Source organism: Candidatus Abyssobacteria bacterium SURF_5, assembly GCA_003598085.1.
In the GTDB taxonomy this organism is placed as follows: Bacteria; Abyssobacteria; SURF-5; order SURF-5; family SURF-5; genus SURF-5.
In genome coordinates this window covers 1-22,481 of the sequence record QZKU01000044.1, presented here as the reverse complement: position 1 = coordinate 22,481, position 22,481 = coordinate 1, and the positions used below count along the sequence as shown (strand labels likewise).

At 56.0% G+C, this 22,481-nt stretch carries 18 protein-coding genes; all 18 read right to left on the bottom strand.

What is annotated here, in order from left to right:
* Positions 1 to 17: 17 nt before the first annotated feature.
* The 18 genes from polA to C4520_05815 all read right to left on the bottom strand — a co-directional run bounded on the left by polA (position 18) and on the right by C4520_05815 (position 22,284).
* Positions 18 to 2,750, bottom strand: coding sequence for a DNA polymerase I (polA, locus tag C4520_05900; GenBank protein RJP23621.1), 2,733 nt, complete (start codon positions 2,748 to 2,750; stop codon positions 18 to 20).
* Between the two features lie 9 nt (positions 2,751 to 2,759).
* Positions 2,760 to 3,935 (bottom strand): lipid-A-disaccharide synthase, encoded by a 1,176-nt coding sequence (locus C4520_05895; GenBank protein ID RJP23620.1) that lies wholly within the window; start codon positions 3,933 to 3,935, stop codon positions 2,760 to 2,762.
* Entirely contained in the window at positions 3,932 to 4,885 is a 954-nt protein-coding gene (locus C4520_05890) for a gfo/Idh/MocA family oxidoreductase (GenBank protein RJP23619.1), read from the bottom strand. Before C4520_05890 ends, C4520_05895 begins: the two co-directional genes overlap by 4 nt.
* Positions 4,886 to 4,948: 63 nt before the next feature.
* Positions 4,949 to 5,749, bottom strand: coding sequence for an acyl-ACP--UDP-N-acetylglucosamine O-acyltransferase (locus tag C4520_05885; protein ID RJP23632.1), 801 nt, complete (start codon positions 5,747 to 5,749; stop codon positions 4,949 to 4,951).
* Positions 5,750 to 5,785: 36 nt separating this feature from the next.
* Positions 5,786 to 7,111, bottom strand: a complete 1,326-nt coding sequence (locus C4520_05880) for a bifunctional UDP-3-O-[3-hydroxymyristoyl] N-acetylglucosamine deacetylase/3-hydroxyacyl-ACP dehydratase (protein RJP23618.1) — start codon at positions 7,109 to 7,111, stop codon at positions 5,786 to 5,788.
* Positions 7,068 to 8,111: a UDP-3-O-(3-hydroxymyristoyl)glucosamine N-acyltransferase gene (gene lpxD, locus C4520_05875; protein RJP23617.1), complete on the bottom strand. Its 1,044-nt coding sequence runs from the start codon at positions 8,109 to 8,111 to the stop codon at positions 7,068 to 7,070. Before lpxD ends, C4520_05880 begins: the two co-directional genes overlap by 44 nt.
* Before the next feature lie 33 nt (positions 8,112 to 8,144).
* Positions 8,145 to 8,720, bottom strand: a complete 576-nt coding sequence (locus tag C4520_05870) for an OmpH family outer membrane protein (GenBank protein RJP23616.1) — start codon at positions 8,718 to 8,720, stop codon at positions 8,145 to 8,147.
* Positions 8,713 to 9,306 (bottom strand): hypothetical protein, encoded by a 594-nt coding sequence (locus tag C4520_05865; protein RJP23615.1) that lies wholly within the window; start codon positions 9,304 to 9,306, stop codon positions 8,713 to 8,715. The genes C4520_05870 and C4520_05865 overlap by 8 nt, the downstream gene beginning before the upstream one ends.
* A 109-nt stretch (positions 9,307 to 9,415) precedes the next feature.
* A complete protein-coding gene (gene bamA / locus C4520_05860) occupies positions 9,416 to 11,782 on the bottom strand; it encodes an outer membrane protein assembly factor BamA (GenBank protein RJP23614.1) in 2,367 nt (788 codons plus the stop codon).
* Between the two features lie 96 nt (positions 11,783 to 11,878).
* Positions 11,879 to 14,359 (bottom strand): ATP-dependent Clp protease ATP-binding subunit, encoded by a 2,481-nt coding sequence (locus C4520_05855; GenBank protein ID RJP23613.1) that lies wholly within the window; start codon positions 14,357 to 14,359, stop codon positions 11,879 to 11,881.
* A gap of 7 nt (positions 14,360 to 14,366) precedes the next feature.
* Positions 14,367 to 15,422, bottom strand: coding sequence for a protein arginine kinase (locus tag C4520_05850; protein RJP23612.1), 1,056 nt, complete (start codon positions 15,420 to 15,422; stop codon positions 14,367 to 14,369).
* 21 nt (positions 15,423 to 15,443) lie between these two features.
* Positions 15,444 to 16,046 carry a hypothetical protein gene (locus tag C4520_05845; GenBank protein RJP23611.1) on the bottom strand — a complete coding sequence of 201 codons (603 nt, stop codon included), beginning with the start codon at positions 16,044 to 16,046 and terminating at the stop codon, positions 15,444 to 15,446.
* Entirely contained in the window at positions 15,910 to 16,617 is a 708-nt protein-coding gene (locus C4520_05840; protein ID RJP23610.1) for an ABC transporter ATP-binding protein, read from the bottom strand. Before C4520_05840 ends, C4520_05845 begins: the two co-directional genes overlap by 137 nt.
* Positions 16,610 to 17,830, bottom strand: a complete 1,221-nt coding sequence (locus C4520_05835; GenBank protein ID RJP23609.1) for a lipoprotein-releasing ABC transporter permease subunit — start codon at positions 17,828 to 17,830, stop codon at positions 16,610 to 16,612. Before C4520_05835 ends, C4520_05840 begins: the two co-directional genes overlap by 8 nt.
* Before the next feature lie 5 nt (positions 17,831 to 17,835).
* Positions 17,836 to 19,329, bottom strand: a complete 1,494-nt coding sequence (gene lysS / locus C4520_05830) for a lysine--tRNA ligase (GenBank protein ID RJP23608.1) — start codon at positions 19,327 to 19,329, stop codon at positions 17,836 to 17,838.
* 144 nt (positions 19,330 to 19,473) lie between these two features.
* Positions 19,474 to 20,481 (bottom strand): peptide chain release factor 2, encoded by a 1,008-nt coding sequence (gene prfB / locus C4520_05825; protein ID RJP23607.1) that lies wholly within the window; start codon positions 20,479 to 20,481, stop codon positions 19,474 to 19,476.
* A 121-nt stretch (positions 20,482 to 20,602) separates the two neighbouring features.
* Positions 20,603 to 21,475, bottom strand: a complete 873-nt coding sequence (locus tag C4520_05820; GenBank protein RJP23606.1) for a hypothetical protein — start codon at positions 21,473 to 21,475, stop codon at positions 20,603 to 20,605.
* A 23-nt stretch (positions 21,476 to 21,498) separates the two neighbouring features.
* The gene (locus tag C4520_05815) at positions 21,499 to 22,284 is read right to left on the bottom strand and encodes an isoprenyl transferase (protein RJP23605.1); all 786 of its coding nucleotides are present in this window, start codon (positions 22,282 to 22,284) and stop codon (positions 21,499 to 21,501) included.
* Positions 22,285 to 22,481: the final 197 nt, after the last annotated feature.

The window sequence follows — 22,481 nt, the reverse complement described above, 5'->3', positions numbered from 1 at the left end:
TCCTTTTAAAAAATGTGTTAATGTGCTTCCAGCCAATTGCGTCCCGTGCGCACATCGGCAACGATGGGCACACTCATCGGGTACGCAGTCTCCATGATTTGTTTCACTGTTTCGCGCAGGCGGTCGACTTCGTCAGCGGGGACGTCGAAGACCAGTTCATCATGCACCTGCAGGGTCATTTCCGCCCTCAGCCCGAGGGCGCTGACGTGCCGGTCGATCTCGATCATGGCGAGCTTGATGAGGTCGGCGGCCGATCCCTGGATTGGCGTGTTTACGGCCGTCCGTTCCGCAAAACGTCTCACGCCGAAGTTCTGGCTGTTTATGTCCGGGATGTAGCGGCGCCGGTTCAGGATGGTCGTCACGAACCCGGCGCGGCGCGCCTCTTCGATGATCGAGTCCACGTATCGTTTCACCTGCGGAAAAACCCGGAAATACATCTCAATGAAATCGCGCGCCTCGTCCAGCTTGATGCCGATATCGGCGGCCAGTTTCGCGGCGGAGATGCCGTAAAGAATGCCGTAGTTGGCGATTTTCGCCCGCCGCCTCATCTCGCCGGTCACCTGGTCAACGGGGACCTGGAATATCTTTGAGCTGGTCTGATCGTGAATATCGATCCCTTCTTTGAAGGCCCTCACCAACTCCTCGTCCTGGCTCAGGTGCGCCAGAATCCGAAGTTCTATTTGCGAGTAATCCGCGGACATGATGACGTTGCCTTCGGCGCACGGAATAAAGGCTCGCCTGATCTCCTGTCCCATCCCCGACCTGATCGGGATATTCTGGAGGTTGGGGTCGCTGCTGCTGAGCCGGCCGGTGGCCGTAACAGTCTGGTTGAACGAGGTGTGGATCCGGCCGGTCTGCGGGTTCACCAGGTTCGGGAGCGTGTCGATATAGGTCGACTTGAGCTTACTCAGAACGCGATAATCGAGCACCTTCCTCGGACACTCATGATCGACGGCCAGCTTCTCGAGGATCGCGACGTCGGTCGAATACCCGGTCTTGGTGCGCTTGCCCGCGGGCAGTTTCAGCGTCTCGAAGAGTATTTTCGCCAATTGCTGGGTCGAATTGATGTTGAACTCGCATCCCGCAAGCTGATAGATTTCCAGCTCGAGTTGCTGGAGCTGCTCAGCGAGGCGCGCCGAGAGTGCGCGGAAGATATCCACGTCGACGCACACACCGCTCAACTCCATCTTCGCCAGCACCCTTATCAGCGGGATCTCGACCTTCTTGAAAAGATCGTACAATCCTTTTTCTTTCAGGAGCGGATCGAGCACGCCTTGCAGGCGCAACGTTACATCGGCGTCCTCGCATGAGTAAGCAGAGACCTCTTTGACGCTCACCGAATCCAGGCTTCTCTGCGCGTTCCCCTTTCCGATCAGCTTTTCGAGCGGAATCTTGCGGTAATTGAGAAATTCAAGAGCGAGTTGATCCAGCCCATGGCTCAGTTTGGAAGGGTTAAGCAAGTAAGATGCCACCATGGTATCGAACTCGATGCCTTTAAGATCGATCCCGTTCCGCGCGAAGATGACCATCTCGTACTTGATATTCTGGCCGTTTTTCTTGATGGTTTCGTCTTCGGCCAGAGACTTCAGTTTTTTCATGACCAGATCGAGGCGCAACTGCTCCGACGGCCGATGCGGGAACAATTCGCCTTCGGGCGCGGGATTCTCGAGCGCGGCAAATGCGGCTGCGGAATGACCGACAGGGATATAAGATGCCGACTCGGGCTCCACCGAAATGGAGATGCCGACCATTTTCGCTTTCATCGGGTCCTGGCTGGTGGTTTCAAAATCCAACGTAAACCGGCCGGCGCGCCTGATGCGCTCCATCAGCGAATCGAGCTCGGCTTCCGTCGTAATGATGGAATAATCAGCGCCGCGATCCTCTTGCGCTTCAGCGACTTCATTGATCAGGGTGCGGAACTCCATGCGCGTGAAGAGATCGATCAGCCTGTCGACGTCGTATTTTCTCACTTTGCAGGCATCGATATCGACTTCGATCGGCACGTCGGAATTGATGGCGACCAGGTCGCGACTGAGGAAAGCCATATCTTTATTCTCGATCAGGTTCTGGCGGCGCTTTGGACCTGAAATCTTGTCGACATGTTCGTAAATGCCCTCAAGCGAGCCATACTCCTGCAGCAGTTGCGCGGCTGTTTTCGGGCCAATCCCCGGCACGCCGGGAACATTGTCGATCGGGTCGCCGGCCATTGCAAGCAACTCGTGCATTTTCTCCGGGCCGACCCCATAGCGCTCTCTAACCGCCTGTGCGTCATACATGAAGTTGTCCCTGTGCGGATTGAGCACCTTCACGCCGTCAGAGACGAGCTGCAGCATATCCTTGTCGCCGGTAACGATAATGGTTTCAACCCCGCGCGCGGCCGCTTTTTTCGCCAGCGTGGCGAGCAGGTCATCGGCTTCATATCCCTGCAGTTCGAATGCGACGATATTGAAGGCGTCCACGATTTCCTTGATCAAAGGAATCTGGTGGCGCATTTCCTCCGGTTGTTCCGCGCGGTTGGCCTTGTAGCGGTCATACATTTCATGCCGAAACGTCTCGCCGGGAGAATCAAAAGCGACGGCGATATATTCGGGTTTCTCTTCCTTGAGGAACTTCAGAAGCATGCGGGTGAAGCCGTACACTGCATTCAGAGCGAGTCCGCTCGAGTCGGTCAACTGGCGGATCGCATGGAAAGCGCGATAGGCGTATGAATGACCGTCTATAAGGTATATTTTTTTCTTTTCTTCGGCCATTGTTCTTCACTACTCAGTCAGAGCGGGCGCCCTTGAAGATTCGGCGCGATTGATCAATTCCCGGATGATCTGCGCCGCCCGATCCGACGCGCCCGGCGCCCCAAGCCGTTCGCGGACGCCGCGCAGATCCTGGATCATTTGGCGCCGCCTCTCTCCGTCCTCGCTCAGTTCGATCGCCAACTCGGCCAGAAGATCCGGCCGCATTCGCGATTGGAGCATCTCCGGAACTACTTCCGAGCCCGCAAGGATGTTCACCAGAGATATGTGAGGCACCCTCAGAACTTTTTGCGCCAGCATCCACGCGAGAAAATTCGTCCGGTACACAACGATCAAAGGGGTCAGGAAGCAGGCGACCTCCAGCGCTGCAGTGCCTGAGGCCACGATGCAGCACCGCGAGACGGATGCTGTTTCATGCATTTTTCCCAGCAACACTTCGACGGGCAGTGCTCGACCGGATGCGAGCGTCTTGACCAGTTCCAGATTGGCGCGGCTGCTGCACGGGACGAGGAACCGCGCGTTTGGAATCCGCTTGAGCAACAGATCGGCGGTCTCGATCATCACCGGGAGGTTCGCCCTGATTTCCTGCTCCCGGCTGCCCGGCATCAATCCGAAGATGCAGGCATGGTTGCCGCCGGAGCGAAATTGCCGCAGGAATTCGTCGTCAAGCGCCGTCTCCGAAATATGATCGAGCAGCGGATGTCCCACATAGGTCACGTCGACGTCGATTTCCGCGTAAAGCTTCTCTTCAAACGGGAGAATCACAATCATCTTGTCAATGCATCTCGCTATTTTGTGAATCCGGCCGGGCCTCCACGCCCACACCTGCGGGCTGATATAATAGGCCACCGGTATACGCAGCTTCTTTGCCGCCGCCGCAAGCCGCAGGTTGAATCCGGGATAATCAACCAGCACCAGCGCATCCGGCCTGTTTTCGCGCAGGTAGCGCTTGGTTTCGACGAGCACTCTTCGGAAGAACGGCAGCCGCTTGACCACCCGCGCGAATCCCATCACCGCGGAAGAAACGAAATCGGCCCGAAGGCGGCATCCTGCCCGCTGCATTTCTTCTCCGCCCAGCCCCTCGACCAGCAGGTCGGCGTCGATTCTCTTCAGTGCCTTGATCACTCGCGCGGCATGGGCGTCGCCCGAAGCTTCTCCCGCAACGATAAAGAGTCTTCGGTTGCTCATTCGTACGTTCTGCCTCGGATCTTTTCGATGATCCGGGACGCGGCCTCGAGCGCCTCGCGCGCTTCAGAGCCCGTAACGGCCGGGGCTTCTCCGCGGAGCACGCTTGCCGCGAACGCCTCTATTTCTTTTCGCAACGGCTCTTCTTTCTCGATGACGATCTCATCGAAGATGAGCGCGTGCGAAGTGTCCGACGGCACCGCCTGCTTATTCAGTCGATAGCACTTGATGCTCTGCGCAGAATAGTCCGCGGAGAAATAGGTGAACGGCTGAAAAATTCTTATCTTTCGCATCGGCTCGGCCGAGATTCGGCTGGCCGTAACGTTGGCGACACATCCGTTGCGGAAAAGCAGCCGCGCGTTCGCAATGTCTTCGGAATCCGAAATGAGCGGAACTCCGACCGCATCAATAACTTGCTCGATCGGCGATTTCAGGAGGCTCAGGATAATGTCGAGGTCGTGAATCATCAGGTCGAGCACGACATTCACGTCGCAGCCGCGCGGCGAAAACGGTGCAAGCCTGTGTGACTCTATAAACATGGGCTTGTTCAGCCGTTCGCGCAAGCTCTGGATTGCCGCATTGAAGCGTTCCGAATGGCCGATCTGCAGTGTCAGTCCGTTTCGTTCGCTCAAGCGGATCAGTTCGTCCGCTTCCTCCAGCGTCGTCGCAATCGGTTTTTCCAGCAGCACATGCTTGCCGCGCTCGAGAAAAAACCGGGTCACCTCGAAATGAGCGCTCGTCGGCACCGCAATGCTGACGGCGTCCACCAGGGGCGCCAGCTCTCGGTAATCGCCGACGAATTCGGCTGCGAACTCGGAGGCCACCGCGGCGGCGCGGTCTTCATCAATATCGGCGACTGCAATCAGTTCGACCTCTGAGAGCAGCGCCAGGTTGCGCGCGTGGTGATAGCCGAGATGGCCCACCCCCACCACGCCGGTTCTTAGCTTCTGCATAGCAAGAGTCCGAAAATCTAGGGAAAGTACCTTCCTGACATGTATTGGGCGGGGCGACTGTCCTTATTTACAAATGCCCCGGCTGGATTTCTCTATAAAGTCGATGAGGTGGTTAATCTCAGCGCAACTGCCAAACTCCGCTCGAAGCCGTTCGATCGCCTGTGAGGTATTGAGATTGGACCGGCAAACGATCTTGAACGCCTTCTTGATGTTCGAGCGAACTTCTTCAGGAAGCCCGCTGCGTTTCAGACCGACGAAATTGACGCCATGCCACGCGCAGGGATGTCCGTCCACCATCGAGTAGGGCAAGACATCCTGTATGACTTTTGAACAGCCGCCGATAATAGCCAGCGTGCCGACGCGAACAAATTGATGAACGGCCGCCAAACCGCCCAGAATGGCCTTATCCTCGACGGTGACATGACCGGCGAGCGTGGCGTTATTGGCCAGAACCACGCCGTTCTGCACGACGCATTCGTGAGCCACATGGGTATACGCCATGAGCAGATTGTTGTCCCCGATGCGAGTCTCGTTTTCTTCGGACGTGGACGTATTGATCGTGGAATACTCCCTGATCGTGTTGCCCTCTCCGATGGTGAGCCGGGTTTTCTCGCCTCGGTATTTCAGGTCCTGCGGCTGTGAACCAACGATGGCGCCCGTAAAGAAGCGGTTGTTCCGGCCAATCGTGGTAACGCCGTCGATGACGACATGCGGACCGATCGTGCACCCGCCCGCAATGGTGACATCGGGACCGATGATCGCATAAGGGCCGATGCTCACATCGCTGTCGATCTGCGCATTCGTATCTACAACGGCCGTCTTATGAATCTTTGTACCCCTCTTTTCAGCCGTTTTCTGATCCATTCTCTTCATCTTTCAATAGCAGCGAATCAGACTCTTTCATCGAGGCAATGCGAAGGTTACCTCCGCCTCGGTCGCCAGAACGCCGTTCACGCGGGCTTCTCCCCGCAGTTTCCCATAATTCTTGTGGAGGTTTACGATCTGCGCCATCATCTCTATTTGATCGCCCGGATAAACGGCTTTTCGGAATTTCGCCTTCTCGATCCCCAGCAGATACGGCAATTTGCCCTCTTTTCCCAAATACTTCAGAATGAGAATCGCTCCGAGTTGAGCCATTGCCTCGAGAATGATCACGCCGGGCATGATCGCCAGACCGGGGATATGGCCGGCGAAGAACGGCTCGGAAATGGTTACGTTCTTAATCCCATAAATGCTCTTTTCCTCCAGGCGCGTCACCCGATCGATAAGCAGGAACGGATGCCGATGAGGAATGATTTCCTGTATCTGGTCCGCCGTCAGTCCATGCACGTCGCCTTTCTTGCTCGGGAAAGCACAGGCTTGGCGCCTCCCGTTAAGGTAGGTTTCGTGGCGGAGCTGCTTTACAAACTCCACGTGAGCCGCATGGCCCGCCTTCAGGGCAATGATATGGCCGAGGAGCGGAATGCCGAGCAGCACGAGGTCGCCGAGCAGGTCGAGCAGCTTGTGCCGAACGAACTCGTCCTCGAACCGGAGGTTGTCATTGAGGATCTCCTCGTCTCCGATAACCACTGCATTCTCGATGCTGCCCCCCTTGATGAGCCCCTGCGCCTTCAGTTGTTCAACATCGTGGAGAAAACAAAAGGTGCGCGCCGGAGCAATCTCCTTTACGAAGACGGACGGCTCGATCGCAAGGGACTTGAACTGGGTCCCGAGCAAAGGGTGACCGTACTCGATCAGGTACGAAAGTATCAGTTTATCCGACGGAAAAGCCACCAGGACAAGCCCATTGTTCTCATACACCACAGACGACGCCAGCTTCGCTTCTTTGCGAGCGCGGTCCTGTTCTACGATTCCGGCCTCGTTGAGGACTTCAACGAACGGAATCGAGCTGCCATCGCCAACGGGGGGTTCATTCGCATCGACTTCGCAAAAGACATTGTCTATTCCCAGACCGGCAAAGGCGGCGAGCACATGTTCCACTGTCAGAATTTTGACGCCGTTCTGACCAATGGTCGTTCCGCGGGCGACGTCGGTGACATGAGCGACATCGGCTTTGATTTTGGGCCGGTCGGGAAGATCGGTCCTGACAAAGACGACCCCTGTTTCCGGCGGAGCAGGCTGAAACGTGACCGTTGTCTTATGTCCCGTATGCAATCCCACTCCGGAATAGGAGACGGGCCGCTTAATGGTCGTCTGTTTCCGCACGTTCAAGTTTCTCCATCTGATGCATCCGCTTTTCCAACTCCCGCAGCTCCTTGATAATGGTCGGGAGCCGTTTCATGCTGGCGTAAACGCGAAGCCATTTTTCATGATTCGAAGCGGGAAATCCCGAGACGATCTGATGGGCCTCGATGTCCTCGGTCACGCCCGATCGAGCCGCAACGATTGTGCCCTCGCCGACCGTTCTTCCGTCCAGAATGCTTGCCTGACCCGCAATCGTCACTCCATTTCCCACAGTGCAATCAGCCCCGATGCTCGAGTGAGACACCACGATGCAATTGTTTCCGACCCGCGCCCCGCTCCCGATGTGGACCAGATTATCGATTTTCGTCCCGCTCCCGATGACGGTGGGGGAACCGGAAAACGAGCCGTCGATGGCGACATTGGCGCCCACCTCGACGTCATTCTCAATAAACACGGTCTTGCCCGTGTCTTCTGTATTCGAGTACAGGACCATCTGTTCCGGCGACACGCTCCCGATGACCGCCCCCATGTGAATGATGACGTCGTTTCCGATCGAGACGTTTCGGGCGACCACAACCCGCGGATAAATCGTGCAGTCGGCGCCGATGTCGGCGCCCGCGCCGACGCATACGCCGGGATAAAGAACACTGCGTGCGCCGATCGAGCAGCCGCTTTCCAGGAAAACTCCCGCGTGCAGCGCGACACCCTCTGCCAGTCGGACATTTTCTCCAATTATCGCCGACGGATGAATACCCTGCGGCGGCGGCGGCTGAACGGAGTACAGTTTCAGGATTTCAACGAATGCAAGGTACGGATGCCGGGTGCGGACAAGATTATTGGAACAAGGCGGCGCATTGTCAGCCACGATTATTGCAGACGCTTGCGTCGTGTGCAGCAGCGGCAGATATTTCGGATTCGCGAGAAACGTTATGTCACCCGCTTTGGCGTCTTTAATTCCGGCCACACCGGTGATCAGGGTTTCTTCATCACCCTCGACGGTGCCGTCGATCAGCTTTGCGATCTCGCCGAGACTTTTCTTCATAAAATCATCCCGCCACTCCTGCGGAGTGAGGAATCAATCGGCTCTTGTGCTCATCTCTTTGATAATGGCGTCGGTCAGGTCGAAAGACGGCGAGCCATAGAGGAGGATTCTCTTTTCGAAGATCATGCTGTAGCCGTCGCGCTCGCCCACCCGTTTTACTTCCTTCGCGATCTCGGGAAGCAGGCGTCTGAGAATCTTGTTTTCCTCGACGTCGCGGAACCGCTGGGCGCCCTCGGAGTAAACTTTCAGGTCGTCATCCTTATCGCGGATCAGCTTCTCCTGATCGCGGCTCTTATCTTCCGACCAGATGACGCGGTTGGCCTTGAGCTCTTCCTTCAGTTTATCAATTTCCGCGCCCCGCCGCTCTATCTCCGCCTGCCGTTTTTCCAATTCTTTCCGCAGCTCCTCATATTCCGGCGTCTGTTTGGCAACGGCCTGGACGACGTGGTTGAGGTCGAGGTATCCCATTTTCAGCCGCTCTTCGGCTGACGCCTGTCGCTGCAATCCTGCGGTAAGAAAAGCAGCGGAGATGAAAACCGCAACTGTTATTTGGAACATACGCAGGCAGAGACGGGACATGGTGAAGAACCTCCTTTTTAATTTAGTCATTGTATTTCGGCATTTGGTCAGAGTTCAGCGCCTCGATCAATTCATCCGTAATATCGGCGCTTCCCATCTGATTCAAAAACAGGATGTGCGGATTATCTGCATCGAACACGATTGACAGATTCTGCCCTGCGGCGGTGTTTCGCGCGGCTTTCTGCACGTCCACCAGCAGTTCGTCGATAGCCTCCCTCTCCCGCGCACGCTTCTTTCCGGCCTCTGCAGCCGCAACGGCATCAAGCTCGTCCCGCAGTTGATTGATTCTCTCGTCCTGCTTTTTTCGGGCGAAAAACCAGAAGCGCTGGTCAACGAGTTCCTGTTCGAGCCTGGCCAATTCGATCTGCTTCTGCCGGTACTCCTCGCTCACCTTCCGACGCTGGAGGGTCGCCCGCACCAGAGGAGTCCGCCAGTACGCATCGACAAGCCGCTGCAGGTTTGCGATGCCCACCCGAATTTCCTCCGGGGGGCGCTGCTCTACGGCGATGGCGGCACCGGCCGAAACGACTATAAGCCATGCGGCTGCGACCGCCTCCAGCGGTATGCGATGCTTTTTGAAGTGATACACGACTCGAACAGGTTTTTTCAGCTCGATTGCCGAAAGTACCGCGTTTGGTCAAGAGGCAGGATGAAGGGGCAAATCAGTTCACTGCCAACAGTATACCAGCAAATCATCCGTATTGCAAGAAAAAATGGGATTGCCTTCAAAAGCTGATCCCCGTGGTAAAATGGATTTGTCCATTTCCCTGATCATCGTCAGGATTCAGCGGATACCCGTAGTCGAGCCTGAGCGGCCCAACCGGGGTACGCAGGCCGATACCGACGCCTGCGGAAGTATTTATCTTGCCTTGCCCCACATCATCGATCTCGCGCCACACTTGTCCGAAATCGAAGAAAGCATACAGCCTGATAATTTCGAGCGTCGGATAGGAAAGCTCAAGCGTCCCCTCGAGGAGCGCCTTGCCACCAATGGGATCTCCATTCTCCCGAGGACCGACCTCGCGATAGTCGTAGCCGCGAACGGAGGTTGCGCCTCCCGAAAAGAAGCGATCGAAGAGAGGCACGAAGTCGGAGTCGCCGTATTCTTCCACGATTCCGGCTTCCAGCCTGCTCATGAGGATTATCTTTTCCCCGAAGGGGCGATACCACCTCGCTTCTCCGACCAATTTCACCAGATCGGTTTGCGCTCCCAGCGGGCCGCCGGCAAATTCGAGGGCCGTATTGTACCGGTGCCCGGTCCTGGGCTCAATATAGCTGTCGCGCGTATCGTTGGTGAGATTGAGGCTCATGCTGCTCTTGGTGCGCGAACCCTCTTCTTCTTGTATGGCCACCGGGGCATCCTCATCGACGTCGGCTATGTCGTATTCAGAGAGGCTGTAACCCAACCCGACCGAGCTGAAATCGGTTATCCTTTTCCCGAAGCGGATGCCGGCGCCGATAGCCGTCTGATCATATTCATCGTACTCGCGGTCGGTGTAATAGAGATCAAATCCGGCCGCGAACGGGTAGCCGAGAAAATACGGTTCAGTCAGTGCGAGCCTGTACTCGCTCAGGACCGTGCCGGGCCTGGCAATGAGATCGAACCGCTGGCCTGCGCCCGTGAAGGATGGCGGATTGAACAGGTCGAAGTTGTTCTGGGTGATCTGAATCTGACCGATCAAGGCGTCATTAGAACTGTATCCCGCGCCAAAGTTGAACGTGCCGGTTTTCTGCTCTTCCACTTCGAAGATGATATCCCGGAAATCCGGGTCGTATGCCGCTTCGACTTCGCCCCCGGTCTGCTCCTCTGCCGGTTCTCCGGCGGGAGGCGGCGGTATCAGATCCGGCTCAAACCGGGTAGGCGCCGTATCGATCAGCACGTCCTTATAGAATTGGGTATTGAGCAACTTCTGCCTGCTTCGCCTGATCTTGCTGCCGTCGAAGCGCTCCCCGGGCAGGATATTGATCTCGCGGCGGATAACTTCGTCCTTGGTTTTCACGTTGCCGCGGATATCGACTTTGCCGACGTATATGAGATCCCGCTCGGCCACATGGTACGTCACGTCAATTTGTTTCTGCTCGCGATCGATGTCCAGTCTCGGGCGAACTCCAGCCAGGATATATCCCTGATCAGCATAAAAGGTCTGCACCGCAAAACCGTCGCGCTCGACTTGATCCCGATTATAAAAACTGCCCGGCTCGCTCGTGACGAGGGGAAGGAGCTGTGCATCGAGGAAGGCGGTATTGCCCTCGACACCTATGGAATCAACGAAATACTGAGCACCCTCGTTCACGGTCACCCGTATTCTGGCGCGTTTCCCTTCCGCATAGAACTCGACGTCGGCATCGGTCACGTCGGCATCTACATATCCGCGATTTGCATACAGGCTCTTGATGCGATCTATATCCTGCTCCAAAACCTGTTCGTCGAACATGCTGCCGAACCACAGAAAGCGGGCTTTCTGCTGCATTGCCTTGCGGATGGTGCGATCCGAGAAGACCTGATTGCCTTCGACGATGATTTGACGGACTCTTGCTTTTTGGCCTTCTGTGATCTCGTAGACGACTTCGACCTCGGTCGGGCTGATCTCGCGGTAGCTTGACTGAACAACCGCTTCCGCGTAGCCCTTGCTGCGGTAAAGCTGGCGGATCGCCTGGATGTCTTGCTCGAGCAGCGTGGGGATATACGTTTCACCCCGACGCGCGCGGATCACCGCCCGGATATCATCCTCATTGATCTTCTTGTTGCCGAGAATCAGGACTTCTCTGATGATCTTTCGCTCTTCAACTACATAGGTTACGGAGACGCCGCTGTCCAGCCTTTCGACATCAGCCTTGATATCGGAGAAGTAGCCGAGCGAAAACAGACGCGAGATGTCCTTCTGGATGTCAGAGGGAACAAATGGTCTCCCCTCCCGGACGCGGAGCTGCGCGCGGATCAACTGCGAGCTCACCAACTGGTTTCCTTCGATCCCGACGGAAACAACAGGCATCCCCTCCAGAGTTTGGGCTTTCGCATGTGAGGGAATCAGAACCAGCAAATGGAGCAGAGACAGTACCCGGATGAAACGCCAGAAGCTTTTCGTGCTCACTCTGCAAGCCTTCCGATAGAAATTATGAGGCCCCTAACAGGAACTGCCGCCCAGCGTCATCTGGCGGGGCCTCAATCCGGTGCTGCTTCTACAACGTCAGGTTTTCAGTTGGTGCTCGGGTTCTTCTACGGGCTTGGCGCCTGTCACGGTGAAAACGAGGCGTTCGCCCTTCTCGTCCGGCTCGATAAGTACTTCGGAGCCGTCGGGGATATTGCCGCGAAGGATCTCTTCGGAAAGCGGATCCTCGACGTGCAGCTGGACGGCCCTGCGCAGCGGACGAGCGCCATACGCAGGATCGTAGCCGATTTTCACGAGGAACTCCTTCGCCTTTTCTCCAAACGTCACTGAGATATCGCGGCTCTTGAGATTTTCGCTGCTCTCTCTGAGCAGGATCTCGATGATGTTTTTCAGATCCTCGTTTGTGAGCGAGTGGAATACCACGATCTCGTCGATTCGGTTCAGGAACTCGGGGTTGAAGATTCTCTTGGTTTCGGCGAGAACCTTGTCCTTCATCACCTGGTAGCTGATCTCGCCGGCGGCGGTTTTCTGGAATCCCAGCGTTTTGCCGGTGCTGATCTCGCGCGTACCGACGTTGGAGGTCATGATGACGACGGTGTTCCTGAAGTCAACGGTCCGGCCGGTCGCGTCGGTCAGGCGGCCGTCCTCGAGCACCTGCAGCAGCGTATCGAAAATATCGGGGTGCGCCTTTTCTATTTCGTCGAGGAGCACCACCGAATACGGGCGCCGCCGCACTTTCTCGCTCAACTGGCCGCCCTCATTATAGCCCACATAGCCGGGAGGTGCGCCGACAAGACGCGAAACGGTGAACTTCTCCGAGTATTCCGACATATCGATGCGCACGAGCGCGTTGTCGTCTCCGAACAGAAACTGGGCGAGCGCTTTTGCCGTCTCGGTTTTCCCCACCCCGGTAGGACCGAGGAAGAGGAACGAGCCGACCGGCCGCCTCAAGTTCTTCAGACCGGCCCGCGAGCGCTGGATCGCATGGGTCAACGCTTCGATGGCCTCATCCTGTCCCACAATCCGTTTATGGAGTTCTTCGCCCATCTTGAGCAGCTTGTCCGATTCGGACTGCTCGAGCTTGGTGACCGGTACACCGGTCCATTTGGAAACAATGTAGGCGATATCTTCAGCACTTACCGTGTAGCTGAAGTTCTCGCGGGTGTTCTCCCAGATCTGCTGCTCGCGGTCGAGCCTGTCTTTGAGCTTCCTCTCTCGGTCGCGCAAAGAGGCCGCCTTCTCGAATTCCTGCGACTCGATGGCCTCCTCTTTTTCCTTTGTGACCCGCTCTATCTGCGCCTCGACCTCGACGAGGTGCGGAGGACGAGTCGTGCTCTTGAGCCGCGCTCGCGAACACGCTTCGTCGATGACGTCAATCGCCTTATCCGGCAGGAACCTGTCGGTGATGTACTGGTTCGAAAGCCGGGCCGCGGCCACGATGGCCTCTTCGGAAATGCGGACGCGGTGATGCGCCTCGTACTTGTCTCTGAGCCCGCGGATGATATGCATCGTATCCTCGACCGAGGGCGCTTCCACCATGATCGACTGGAACCGGCGGGCAAGGGCCGCATCTTTTTCGATGTACTTGCGGTATTCCTCGAGCGTCGTCGCGCCGATGCACTGCAGTTCACCGCGCGCGAGCGCGGGCTTCAGCATGTTGGATGCGTCGACGGCGCCTTCCGCGGCTCCCGCGCCAACGATCGTATGCAGCTCATCGATGAACATGATGATGTTGTCGGCCTTCTTGATTTCCTTCATGACGGCCTTGAGTCGCTCCTCGAATTGCCCGCGGTACTTGGTGCCGGCGACCAGGCCGGCCAGATCAAGTGTCAGTACCCGCCGGTTGGCGAGGAGGTCGGGAATGTTTTTTCGCTGCACGATCGACTGCGCGAGGCCTTCCACGATGGCGGTTTTTCCGACGCCTGCCTCGCCGATGAGAACCGGATTGTTCTTCGTGCGCCTGCTGAGAATCTGGATGACGCGCTCGATTTCGGCTTCGCGTCCGATAACCGGGTCGAGCTTGTCTTCGCGCGCGAGCTCGGTCAGATCCCGCCCGAAGGCGTCGAGAGCGGGCGTTTGCGTTTTCTTGGTTTCGGCGGTGGTGGATGAAAACTTCGTGGAGGGTCCGCCAAGCAGCTTCACGATTTCACGCTGCACCCGTTCCACATCGACCTTCATATTTTCCAGCACGTGAGCCGCAATGCCCTCTCCCTCTTTTATGAGTCCGAGCAGAAGGTGTTCCGTTCCGATATAGTTGTGTCCGAATTTCCGCGCTTCCTCGACGGCGAGCTCCAGAACCTTTTTGGCCTGGGGATTAAAGGGAATTTCTCCCACCGACACGGTTGAAGGCCCCTGTTCAACAAGTTTCTCGACTTCGAGCCTGAGCGTCTTCAGGTCCACCCCGAGATTCGCCAGCGCTGTGGCTGCGATTCCTTCTCCTTCTTTGACGAGACCAAGCAACAGGTGCTCGGTCCCAATATAATCATGATTAAATCGCATGGCCTCTTCGCGCGCCAATTGAATAACTTTGCGCACTCTTTCTGTAAATCGGTCAAACATGCGAATATCACCCCTCTCCGTATTTCAATGCTTCCTTTATGATTCTTGCGCGCTCGATATCCCGCGCAAGCGGGTCCAGGTGGTCCGGATTGCGTTTCTGGAGATGAGCAGGCTGCATCTCGATAATCAGGGCATCCAGCGTCTCCGGATTTATGCCTGGAATCATCTGGTAGTAAATTCCCAAACGAATGTTGGAAAGCAGTTCCATCGCTTCGCGGGTACTCAGAATTTTGGCGCTCGAGAGAATGCCGATGGCTCTGCCGACCTTGTCCTCGATGAGGACCTTCTGGTTTTTGATCAGATCGTCGCGGGCGCTTCTCTCCTGGTCGATCAACTCATTGGTCAGGTTCTCCGTCATCTCGACGATCTCATCTTCGGATTTCCCGAGAGTCGCCTGGTTCGATATCTGGAAATAGTCGCCGAGCATTTCGGAGCCCTCTCCGTGCAGCCCGCGAATCGCCAGGTGCAGCTTGCCCGCCTTTTGCAGAATATTGACGATTCGCTTGGTCATGATCAGCGCCGGAACATGGATCATCACCGATGATCGCATCGCGGTCCCGACGTTGGAGACACACGAGGTGAGGTAGCCCCAGGGCTCCTCGAAAGCGAAATCCAGCTGGCTGTCGAGCTCGCTGTCTATCGCATTCAACTCCCCCCACGCCTCGGCCAGAAGCAGGCCGGAGCGCAGGACCTGCATGCGCAGGTGATCCTCTTCGTTCACCATCAGGCTGATCCGTTCAGACGGATCAACGAAAACTCCCTTCTCGCCGGCGCTCTGAGCGAGCTCGCGGCTGATGAGGAAACGCTCCATCAGAAACTGGCGGTCGATGATGCTCATGTCTTTGAAGCTGTAATAGGTCGCATTTTTCAGGTGCGGGCACCGGTTGATGCACACCCGTATCAATGCGATGATATCGCGCAGCTGCTGATCACTGCAGTAATTGGAAAAGGGGAATCCCCTCAGGTTTCTCGCCAGCCTGATACGACTGCTGTACACGATATCGGCATGCGGACCCTTGTTCTTGAGCCAGTGCCCGATGCTCTTAACCATTTGCTCGAACATCTTGTTTCCCCGCCCGGAGCGTCAGATCGATCCGAACTGTTTTATTTTGTCTCTCAACTTCGCCGCGCGCTCGTAATTTTCCGCCAGGATGGCCCTCTGCAGGTCCTCCTGGAGCTTTCTCAACTCGGTTTTCAGATCGAGGCTTCTTGCCGACTCTTGTGGGATTTTCCCGTGATGTTCGGTCGAACCATGGACCTTTACCAGAATCGGCTCGAGCGTTTTCGCGAATATCTTGTAGCACTCGCCGCAGCCAAGCCGTCCCCGGGCGCGAAATTGTTCTTCGGAGAGCCCGCAGCCGGGACATCGCTTGCCCTTGCCTTTCGCCTTGACCTTCTTCTTTTCATCCTCAACCAGCGCGTTCAGATTTGCTCCCACATCATCGAGGCCGGTCTTCCCCTGGTGTTCGCGCGATTCGTAGCAATCCTGGCACAGGTGCAGTTCCGTGACCACGTTGTTGATTATCTCTTTCAGGCGGATCGTGGCCACCTTATCTTTGCATATATGACATATCATGCTGCTGCTCCCTTTCGATCCTGCCGTCCACCATATGCAGAGCGCGATGCGCCCCTCGCGCAAGCGAAGACTCATGGGTGACGATGACGAATGTGGTCCCCATTTCCTCATTCAATTGCCTGATCACCTTGTAGATGCCGGCGCTCGTTACCTCGTCGAGGTTTCCCGTCGGCTCGTCAGCGAAAACCACATCCGGACCGTTGATCAGCGCACGGGCGATGGCGATTCTCTGCTGCTCGCCGCCCGAGAGTTCATCCGGCTTATGATTCATGCGCTCGCTCAAGCCGACCGCCTCGATCAGGCGCTGCGCCCTGTTGCGAGCCTCCTTCATGCGATAGCCGTTGACCATTGCCGGGAGCGAAACGTTTTCGAACGCCGTAAACTCCGGCAACAGATGATAAAACTGAAAGACGAATCCGATCCGTTTATTGCGCAAGCGCGCCAGAGCTTTTTCTCCCAGCTTGTTGATTTCGATCTCACCATAACTGAGCGTTCCGGTGGTCGGCTTATCCAGAGTGCCGAGTATGTGAAGCAAAGTGCTTTTTCCCACTCCGGAAGAACCGTATATCAGGATAATTTCACCCGCGCAAATGGTGAGGTCAATCCCTTTCAGTACTTCCAGTTCGCTTTTGCCGGAAACGTATCTTTTGGTGAGACCTTTGGCCCGTATCAGCTCATTCATAACGCAATGCCTCGACAGGGTTAAGCTTTGACGCCTGCCAGGCCGGATACAGAGAAGCCAAAAGGCTCAAAACGATCGCACTCCCGGCAATCCAGCACGTATCGAAAATACTGGTATCGACCGGTATCTTATCAAAATAATAAATAGTGCTGGGAAAGAGCTCGATACCAAAAAACGTTCCTATTAATTTTACCACCGAATCGAGTGAATTAGCAAGCAAGTATCCGAAGACCACGCCGAGGAACGTGCCAATGGTTCCGACGAGCAGTCCGTCAATCATAAATATGGTTCTGATAGCCGATCGAGGCGCCCCAATCGACTTTAAAATGCCGATATCCCGCGTCTTTTCCATCACCACCATGATAAGCGTGCTTGCTATGTTGAATGCGGCCACCACAATGATCAGAATCAGGATGACGGCCATAATGATCTTTTCGTGCCTGAGCGCGGCCAGGAACGTCCGGTTCAGGTCCATCCAACTGCGAGCCCACAGGCCGTCATCGAGCTGTCGCGTGATGGATACAGCGACCACGCCCGCTTTCATCGGGTCGGCGATTTTAACTTCGATGCCTGAAATAGTCCGCTCGACTCCGAAAAGGCGTTGGGCCTGAGAAATCGTCACAAAGCAAAAAGTGGAGTCGTACTCGTACATTCCCGATGTATAAAGCCCCGTCACCGTTAGGTTTTTCTTGTACGGGACCTCGCCCATCGGGGTCGACACAAAATACGGTGAAATGACTTTAATGGTATCGCCGGGAAACGCGCCCAGTTGCCTTGCAAGTTCCGTGCCCAGGACAATGCCGCCGTCGCGCAACGTTCCGTGAAGATACTTGCCGAAATCTGAAACCTTCTCTTCCTCCTCCGGCACGACTCCGCGAATGGCCGCTCCCGTGACTGCGTTATCGGATTTCAGGAGCACCTGCCCCGCAAAAAAGGGCGCGCTTTCGAGGACCTCGGGGATGCGCTTCAGATCCTCTGTCACTTTTTCATGGTCGGTGATCCCGCCGGAGCGGGTTATCACGATGTGCGATGTCGTTCCCAGGACGGTTTTGAACAACTGCTTGTCAAAGCCGGTCATGACGCCGAGAACCACAATCAGCGTCATCACGCCGATCATCACGCCGAATATCGAAAAAAACGTGATGAGCGAAATGAACGCGTTTTTGCGTTTTCCTCTCAGATATCGGAACCCGACGAACACTTCGAAACGCATGTGCTTTATTCCTCCACAATTGCGTGGTTAACCGTGCGCAACTGCGGAAACAATATTACCTCTTTTATTGTAGGTGAATCAGTAAGCAACATTACTAAACGGTCGATCCCGATACCGAGGCCGCCGGCGGGAGGCATGCCGTACTCGAGCGCGGTGATAAAATCCTCGTCGAGCGTTTGCGCCTCCTCATCCCCTCTTGCACGAAGCTGCATCTGCCGCTCGAAGCGCGCGCGCTGTTCGAGCGGGTCGTTCAGCTCGGAGAACGCGTTGCCGATTTCGAGTCCTCCGACGAAGGGCTGGAAGCGCTCCGTGAGCCGCGGGCTCCCGCGCTTGCCTTTTGCGAGCGGCGAAAGCTCGAGCGGATAGTCGATAAGAAATGTGGGGGAAATCATTTTGGGAACGACGTATGATTTCAAGACTTCGTCGCAGATCTTGCCGTAACCGGCGGAATCTTCGAGATCCAGTTTCAGGTGCGCCACCAGATCACGCGCCCTTGCCGAATCCGAAGTCTGCTCCAGATCGACGTCCGCAAATCTTCGGATTGCCTCGAAGAAGGAAACGCGCGGCCAGGGCGGTTCGATGTTGATGTCGTTTCCCTGGTACGTGAAGTTCGGTTTTCCCAAGACCGTCTTCACGACGAAGGAAACCAGCTTCTCGACCAGTTCCATCATGGCCTCGTAATCCACGTACGCCTCATACAACTCGAGCATGGTGAACTCGGGATTGTGCCTGTTGGAGACTCCTTCATTGCGGAAGTTGCGGTTGATCTCGTAGACTTTTTCGAAGCCGCCTACCAGAAGACGTTTCAGGTAGAGCTCGGGCGCGACGCGCAGATAAAAATCCCGATCGAGGGCATTGTAATGTGTTATGAACGGGCGGGCGCTTGCGCCGCCGGGTATCGGGTGAAGCATCGGCGTTTCGACTTCCATGTATCCGCGCGCGTCAAGAAATCCGCGGATGTGCCTGATGATTTCGCTGCGCCTGCGAAAAAGGTTCCCGGTTTCGACATTGGCAAGCAGATCGAGGTAGCGCCGGCGCAGGCGGATTTCGACGTCTTTAAGTCCGTGCCACTTCTCGGGCAGCGGTCGCAGCGTTTTTGTCAACAGGAGGAACGAGCCGACTCTGACGGTCACCTGACCGGTGCGTGTGGTGAAGATTGTCCCTTCGACCCCGAGGAAATCGCCGACGTTGATCAGCTTCGTAAGGAATTCATATTGGTCGCCGCCCACGTCCTGAAGGCCGAAGAAGAGTTGAATTTTCCCTGAATCATCCTTGAGATCGGCGAACGCACTTTTGCCGTGGAGGCGGAGAGCCGTTATTCTTCCCGCCAGGCGAACGGTTCTCTCGGGTTGCGCCTCATGCTGTTTTTCAAACTCATCGTATGCCTGTTGAACCGTATGCGTCCGGGCATATGAATATGTATACGGCTCTTGCGAGGCCTGTCTTATCCGAGATAATTTTTCCAGTCGCTGCGCATAGAGATCTTGTTTTTCTTCCATCGACAAATCCGCCTTTGGTCGTCGTTCTTCGTCATTATAGTGAGCGATGTACAGGGTGTCAAGGAATCGAGACGGGTGCAAAAAGCATCCGACAACCGGAGTACTTTTCAGTTTTGAGGCGACAAGGGGAGCGACGGCTGCGGCTTACTTTGCGATCCGGCTCTGCAGATAGCCGCTGATGAATGCGTCGAGATCGCCGTCCAGCACCGCCCCGACGTTCCCTGCTTCGATGCCCGTCCGGTGGTCTTTGACCATTTGGTAAGGCTGGAGCACGTACGAACGAATTTGGCTGCCCCAGGCTATCTCCTCCTGCTTTCCCCGCTGGGCCGCGAGCTCCGCCTGTCGCTGCTTTTCGTAATGGGCGTATAATTTGGCGCGCAGCAGCTTCATCGCCATTGATCGGTTCTTGTGCTGCGAGCGTTCATTTTGACACTGCGCCACAATACCGGTCGGCAGATGGGTAATCCGAACAGCCGAACTCGTCTTGTTCACGTGCTGGCCGCCCGCCCCGCTCGCCCGGTAGGTGTCGATTCGCAAATCGGATTCGTTTATATCGACAACGATATCGTCCTCGACATCCGCCAGGACTTCGACCGACGCGAACGAGGTATGCCGCCGCTTGTTGGCGTCGAACGGCGATATCCGCACCAGGCGGTGAACGCCGTTTTCACTCTTGAGGTATCCGTAGCCGTAGGGGCCGCTGACCGTAAAAGTGACGCTTTTAATCCCGGCTTCGTCTCCCTCGAGCAGATCGATTACTTCAGTCGCGTATCCCTTCTGCTCGGCCCAGCGCAGGTACATTCTGAGCAACATCGAGACCCAGTCGCAGGATTCGGTTCCGCCGGCGCCCGCATGAACGGTGACGATGGCGCCGCTCGAGTCGGTCTCGCCGGTTAACGTGCTGCGGCGAATCCAATCCTCGACTTCGCGCTCCAACTGATCAAGGTTCGCGCGGATTTCCGCCTCCAGAGAAAGATCGCCCTCCTGTTCGGAGAGCTCAAGAAATTCGGCAAGTTCGATTTGGCGGCTTTCAAGCGTCTCGATCTGACGGAGCGACTCTTTGAGTGCGCTCATTTTCCGGAGCGTCTTTTGCGCCGCTTCGGGATCATCCCAGAAGTCCGAGGCGCTGCTTTGCTTCTCGATCCCGCTTATCTGCTCTCTGAGTGCAGCGGGGTCAAAGACACTCCTTCATCTCGACGATACTTTGCTGAATCCTGTCGAGTCTGTCTTTGCACTCAATACACATCGGCCTGCATCTCCTTCTTCAATCCAATTAAAAGTTCATAAACTTCAAGTAGAAATAAAACAGCGGAGCCGTGGTGAGCAGGCTGTCGAATCTATCGAGAAAGCCGCCATGCCCCGGAAACAGGTTTCCGGTATCCTTCAGTCCCGCATCCCTCTTGAGGTACGACTCACACAGGTCGCCGACCTGCCCGGCTATAGATATTCCCAGTCCGATCAGCAAATACGCGCTGTAACTGAATTCCGGAAAGAAAGGGACACCCGCGGCAGTAAGCAGCAAGCCCAGTTCCTTGATAAGCGCCGCTCCTATCAATGTCAGAATAGTACCGCCGACCGCGCCTTCGATTGTCTTATTTGGGCTGATAGAAGGAAGGAGCTTGTGCTTTCCCCAGCCGGTTCCCGCGAAGAAAGCCCCGCCATCTCCTAACCACAGGAGTACCAATAACATTATAACATATCCGGCGCCGGCGAGGTTGAAGGGAGTCACATCGGCTCCGTCATTCAGGCGGCGGAGCAGGATGATGTGACTCGAAAACCAGCCGACGTAGATGACGCCGAAAATGGTGACAGAGATATTGATCATCGCGTCGCGCACATTGCGCACCATTGCGAAGGTGAAAACAAGAATAACGGCTGCGGCAAGCGCATAGAGCGTGCTGAGCGGGTTTGTGCCCAGCCAGGCCAGGATGCAGATTCCGATCGAACAGGATGTCCCGATGACGCTGTGGGGGGAAAATCCCCGATGCCGCGCCATGGCATAAAATTCCACCACCCCGACATTGATCAGGACGATTGCCAGGAGAATGAAACCGTGGGGGGAAAATATGCAGAGGCCCAACCCGATTGGTATCGCAACCGCCGCGGATACATATCTTGATTTTCTGCTTCCGCTTTCAGCGCTCACTCAGCAGCTCCTCCGCTCGTCTATCAGCGGGAGATGCCGCCGAAGCGGCGGTCTCTTTTCTGATATTCAATTATGGCGCGACAGAATTCTTCTTTGGTGAAGTCCGGCCACAGAACGGGCACAAAGTATATTTCGGAATACGATAGTTGCCACAGCAGAAAATTGCTCAGCCTGCATTCGCCGCTCGTCCTGATAAGCAGATCGGGCTCGGGACATTCCGGCAGATAGAGATGGCGGCTGAACGTCTTCTCATCTATCTGGGACGGGTCCAATGTTCCGGCCACGCATTCTTCCGCTATGCTTCGGGCGGCATCCACAATTTCGGCGCGCCCTCCGTAACTGAGGGCCAGGATAACAGTCATTTTCCGGCAATGAGCCGTCTTCGCGATCATGTCCTGAACCTCATCACGGATTCGCGGCGGGAGCATGTCGATCCGGCCGATCACCTTCATGCCGATTTCGTGATGGAGCATTTCCTCAAGCTCTTCACGAATGAACTTCCGCAGCAACGACATCAGCGCTCTGATCTCGGGCTTGGGACGTTTCCAGTTCTCGTGGGAGAATGCGTACAGCGTGAGGTAACGGATTTCGAGTTCGCGCGCGGCCTCGACAACCTCTCGAACAGCGCGCGCGCCGGCTCGGTGCCCTGCGACCCTGGGCAGTCCTCTCCTTTTCGCCCACCGGCCGTTGCCATCCATTATGATGGCCACATGTTTGGGCAGGCGCACGGGATCCAACTCCGCTTTCAGCGATGCCGGAATTCGTTTCTCCGGGTCTTCAAGTTTCTCTTTCTTAACAAGTCTCGGCATGCGTATTGGAAATCTTAATAACAGGATAAGCAGGTTCGGAAGGAATTATTCCATCACTCATTATACATGCGCAGGAAGAGAAAAGCAATCGCGCGCGATGTAGGGCTTACGCATCTAAATCGGCCCTTGGGGGCGGATTTTTGCTGACTGCTCCTTCTTATTGGCTCTGTTGGGTTTCCTTTGTGGTTTTGGAGATG

What these genes read in the sequence shown, in the direction of transcription:
- lysS (RJP23608.1), bottom strand. Translation starts at nt 19,329, where the DNA reads ATGGAAGAAAAACAAGATCTCTATGCGCAGCGACTGGAAAAATTATCT.
- C4520_05850 (RJP23612.1), bottom strand. Translation starts at nt 15,422, where the DNA reads ATGTTCGAGCAAATGGTTAAGAGCATCGGGCACTGGCTCAAGAACAAG.
- lpxD (RJP23617.1), bottom strand. Translation starts at nt 8,111, where the DNA reads ATGAAGAAAAGTCTCGGCGAGATCGCAAAGCTGATCGACGGCACCGTC.
- polA (RJP23621.1), bottom strand. Translation starts at nt 2,750, where the DNA reads ATGGCCGAAGAAAAGAAAAAAATATACCTTATAGACGGTCATTCATAC.
- C4520_05855 (RJP23613.1), bottom strand. Translation starts at nt 14,359, where the DNA reads ATGTTTGACCGATTTACAGAAAGAGTGCGCAAAGTTATTCAATTGGCG.
- C4520_05840 (RJP23610.1), bottom strand. Translation starts at nt 16,617, where the DNA reads ATGAATGAGCTGATACGGGCCAAAGGTCTCACCAAAAGATACGTTTCC.
- C4520_05815 (RJP23605.1), bottom strand. Translation starts at nt 22,284, where the DNA reads ATGCCGAGACTTGTTAAGAAAGAGAAACTTGAAGACCCGGAGAAACGA.
- C4520_05870 (RJP23616.1), bottom strand. Translation starts at nt 8,720, where the DNA reads ATGACTAAATTAAAAAGGAGGTTCTTCACCATGTCCCGTCTCTGCCTG.
- C4520_05885 (RJP23632.1), bottom strand. Translation starts at nt 5,749, where the DNA reads ATGGATCAGAAAACGGCTGAAAAGAGGGGTACAAAGATTCATAAGACG.
- C4520_05845 (RJP23611.1), bottom strand. Translation starts at nt 16,046, where the DNA reads ATGAGGAAATGGGGACCACATTCGTCATCGTCACCCATGAGTCTTCGC.
- C4520_05895 (RJP23620.1), bottom strand. Translation starts at nt 3,935, where the DNA reads ATGAGCAACCGAAGACTCTTTATCGTTGCGGGAGAAGCTTCGGGCGAC.
- C4520_05835 (RJP23609.1), bottom strand. Translation starts at nt 17,830, where the DNA reads ATGCGTTTCGAAGTGTTCGTCGGGTTCCGATATCTGAGAGGAAAACGC.
- C4520_05890 (RJP23619.1), bottom strand. Translation starts at nt 4,885, where the DNA reads ATGCAGAAGCTAAGAACCGGCGTGGTGGGGGTGGGCCATCTCGGCTAT.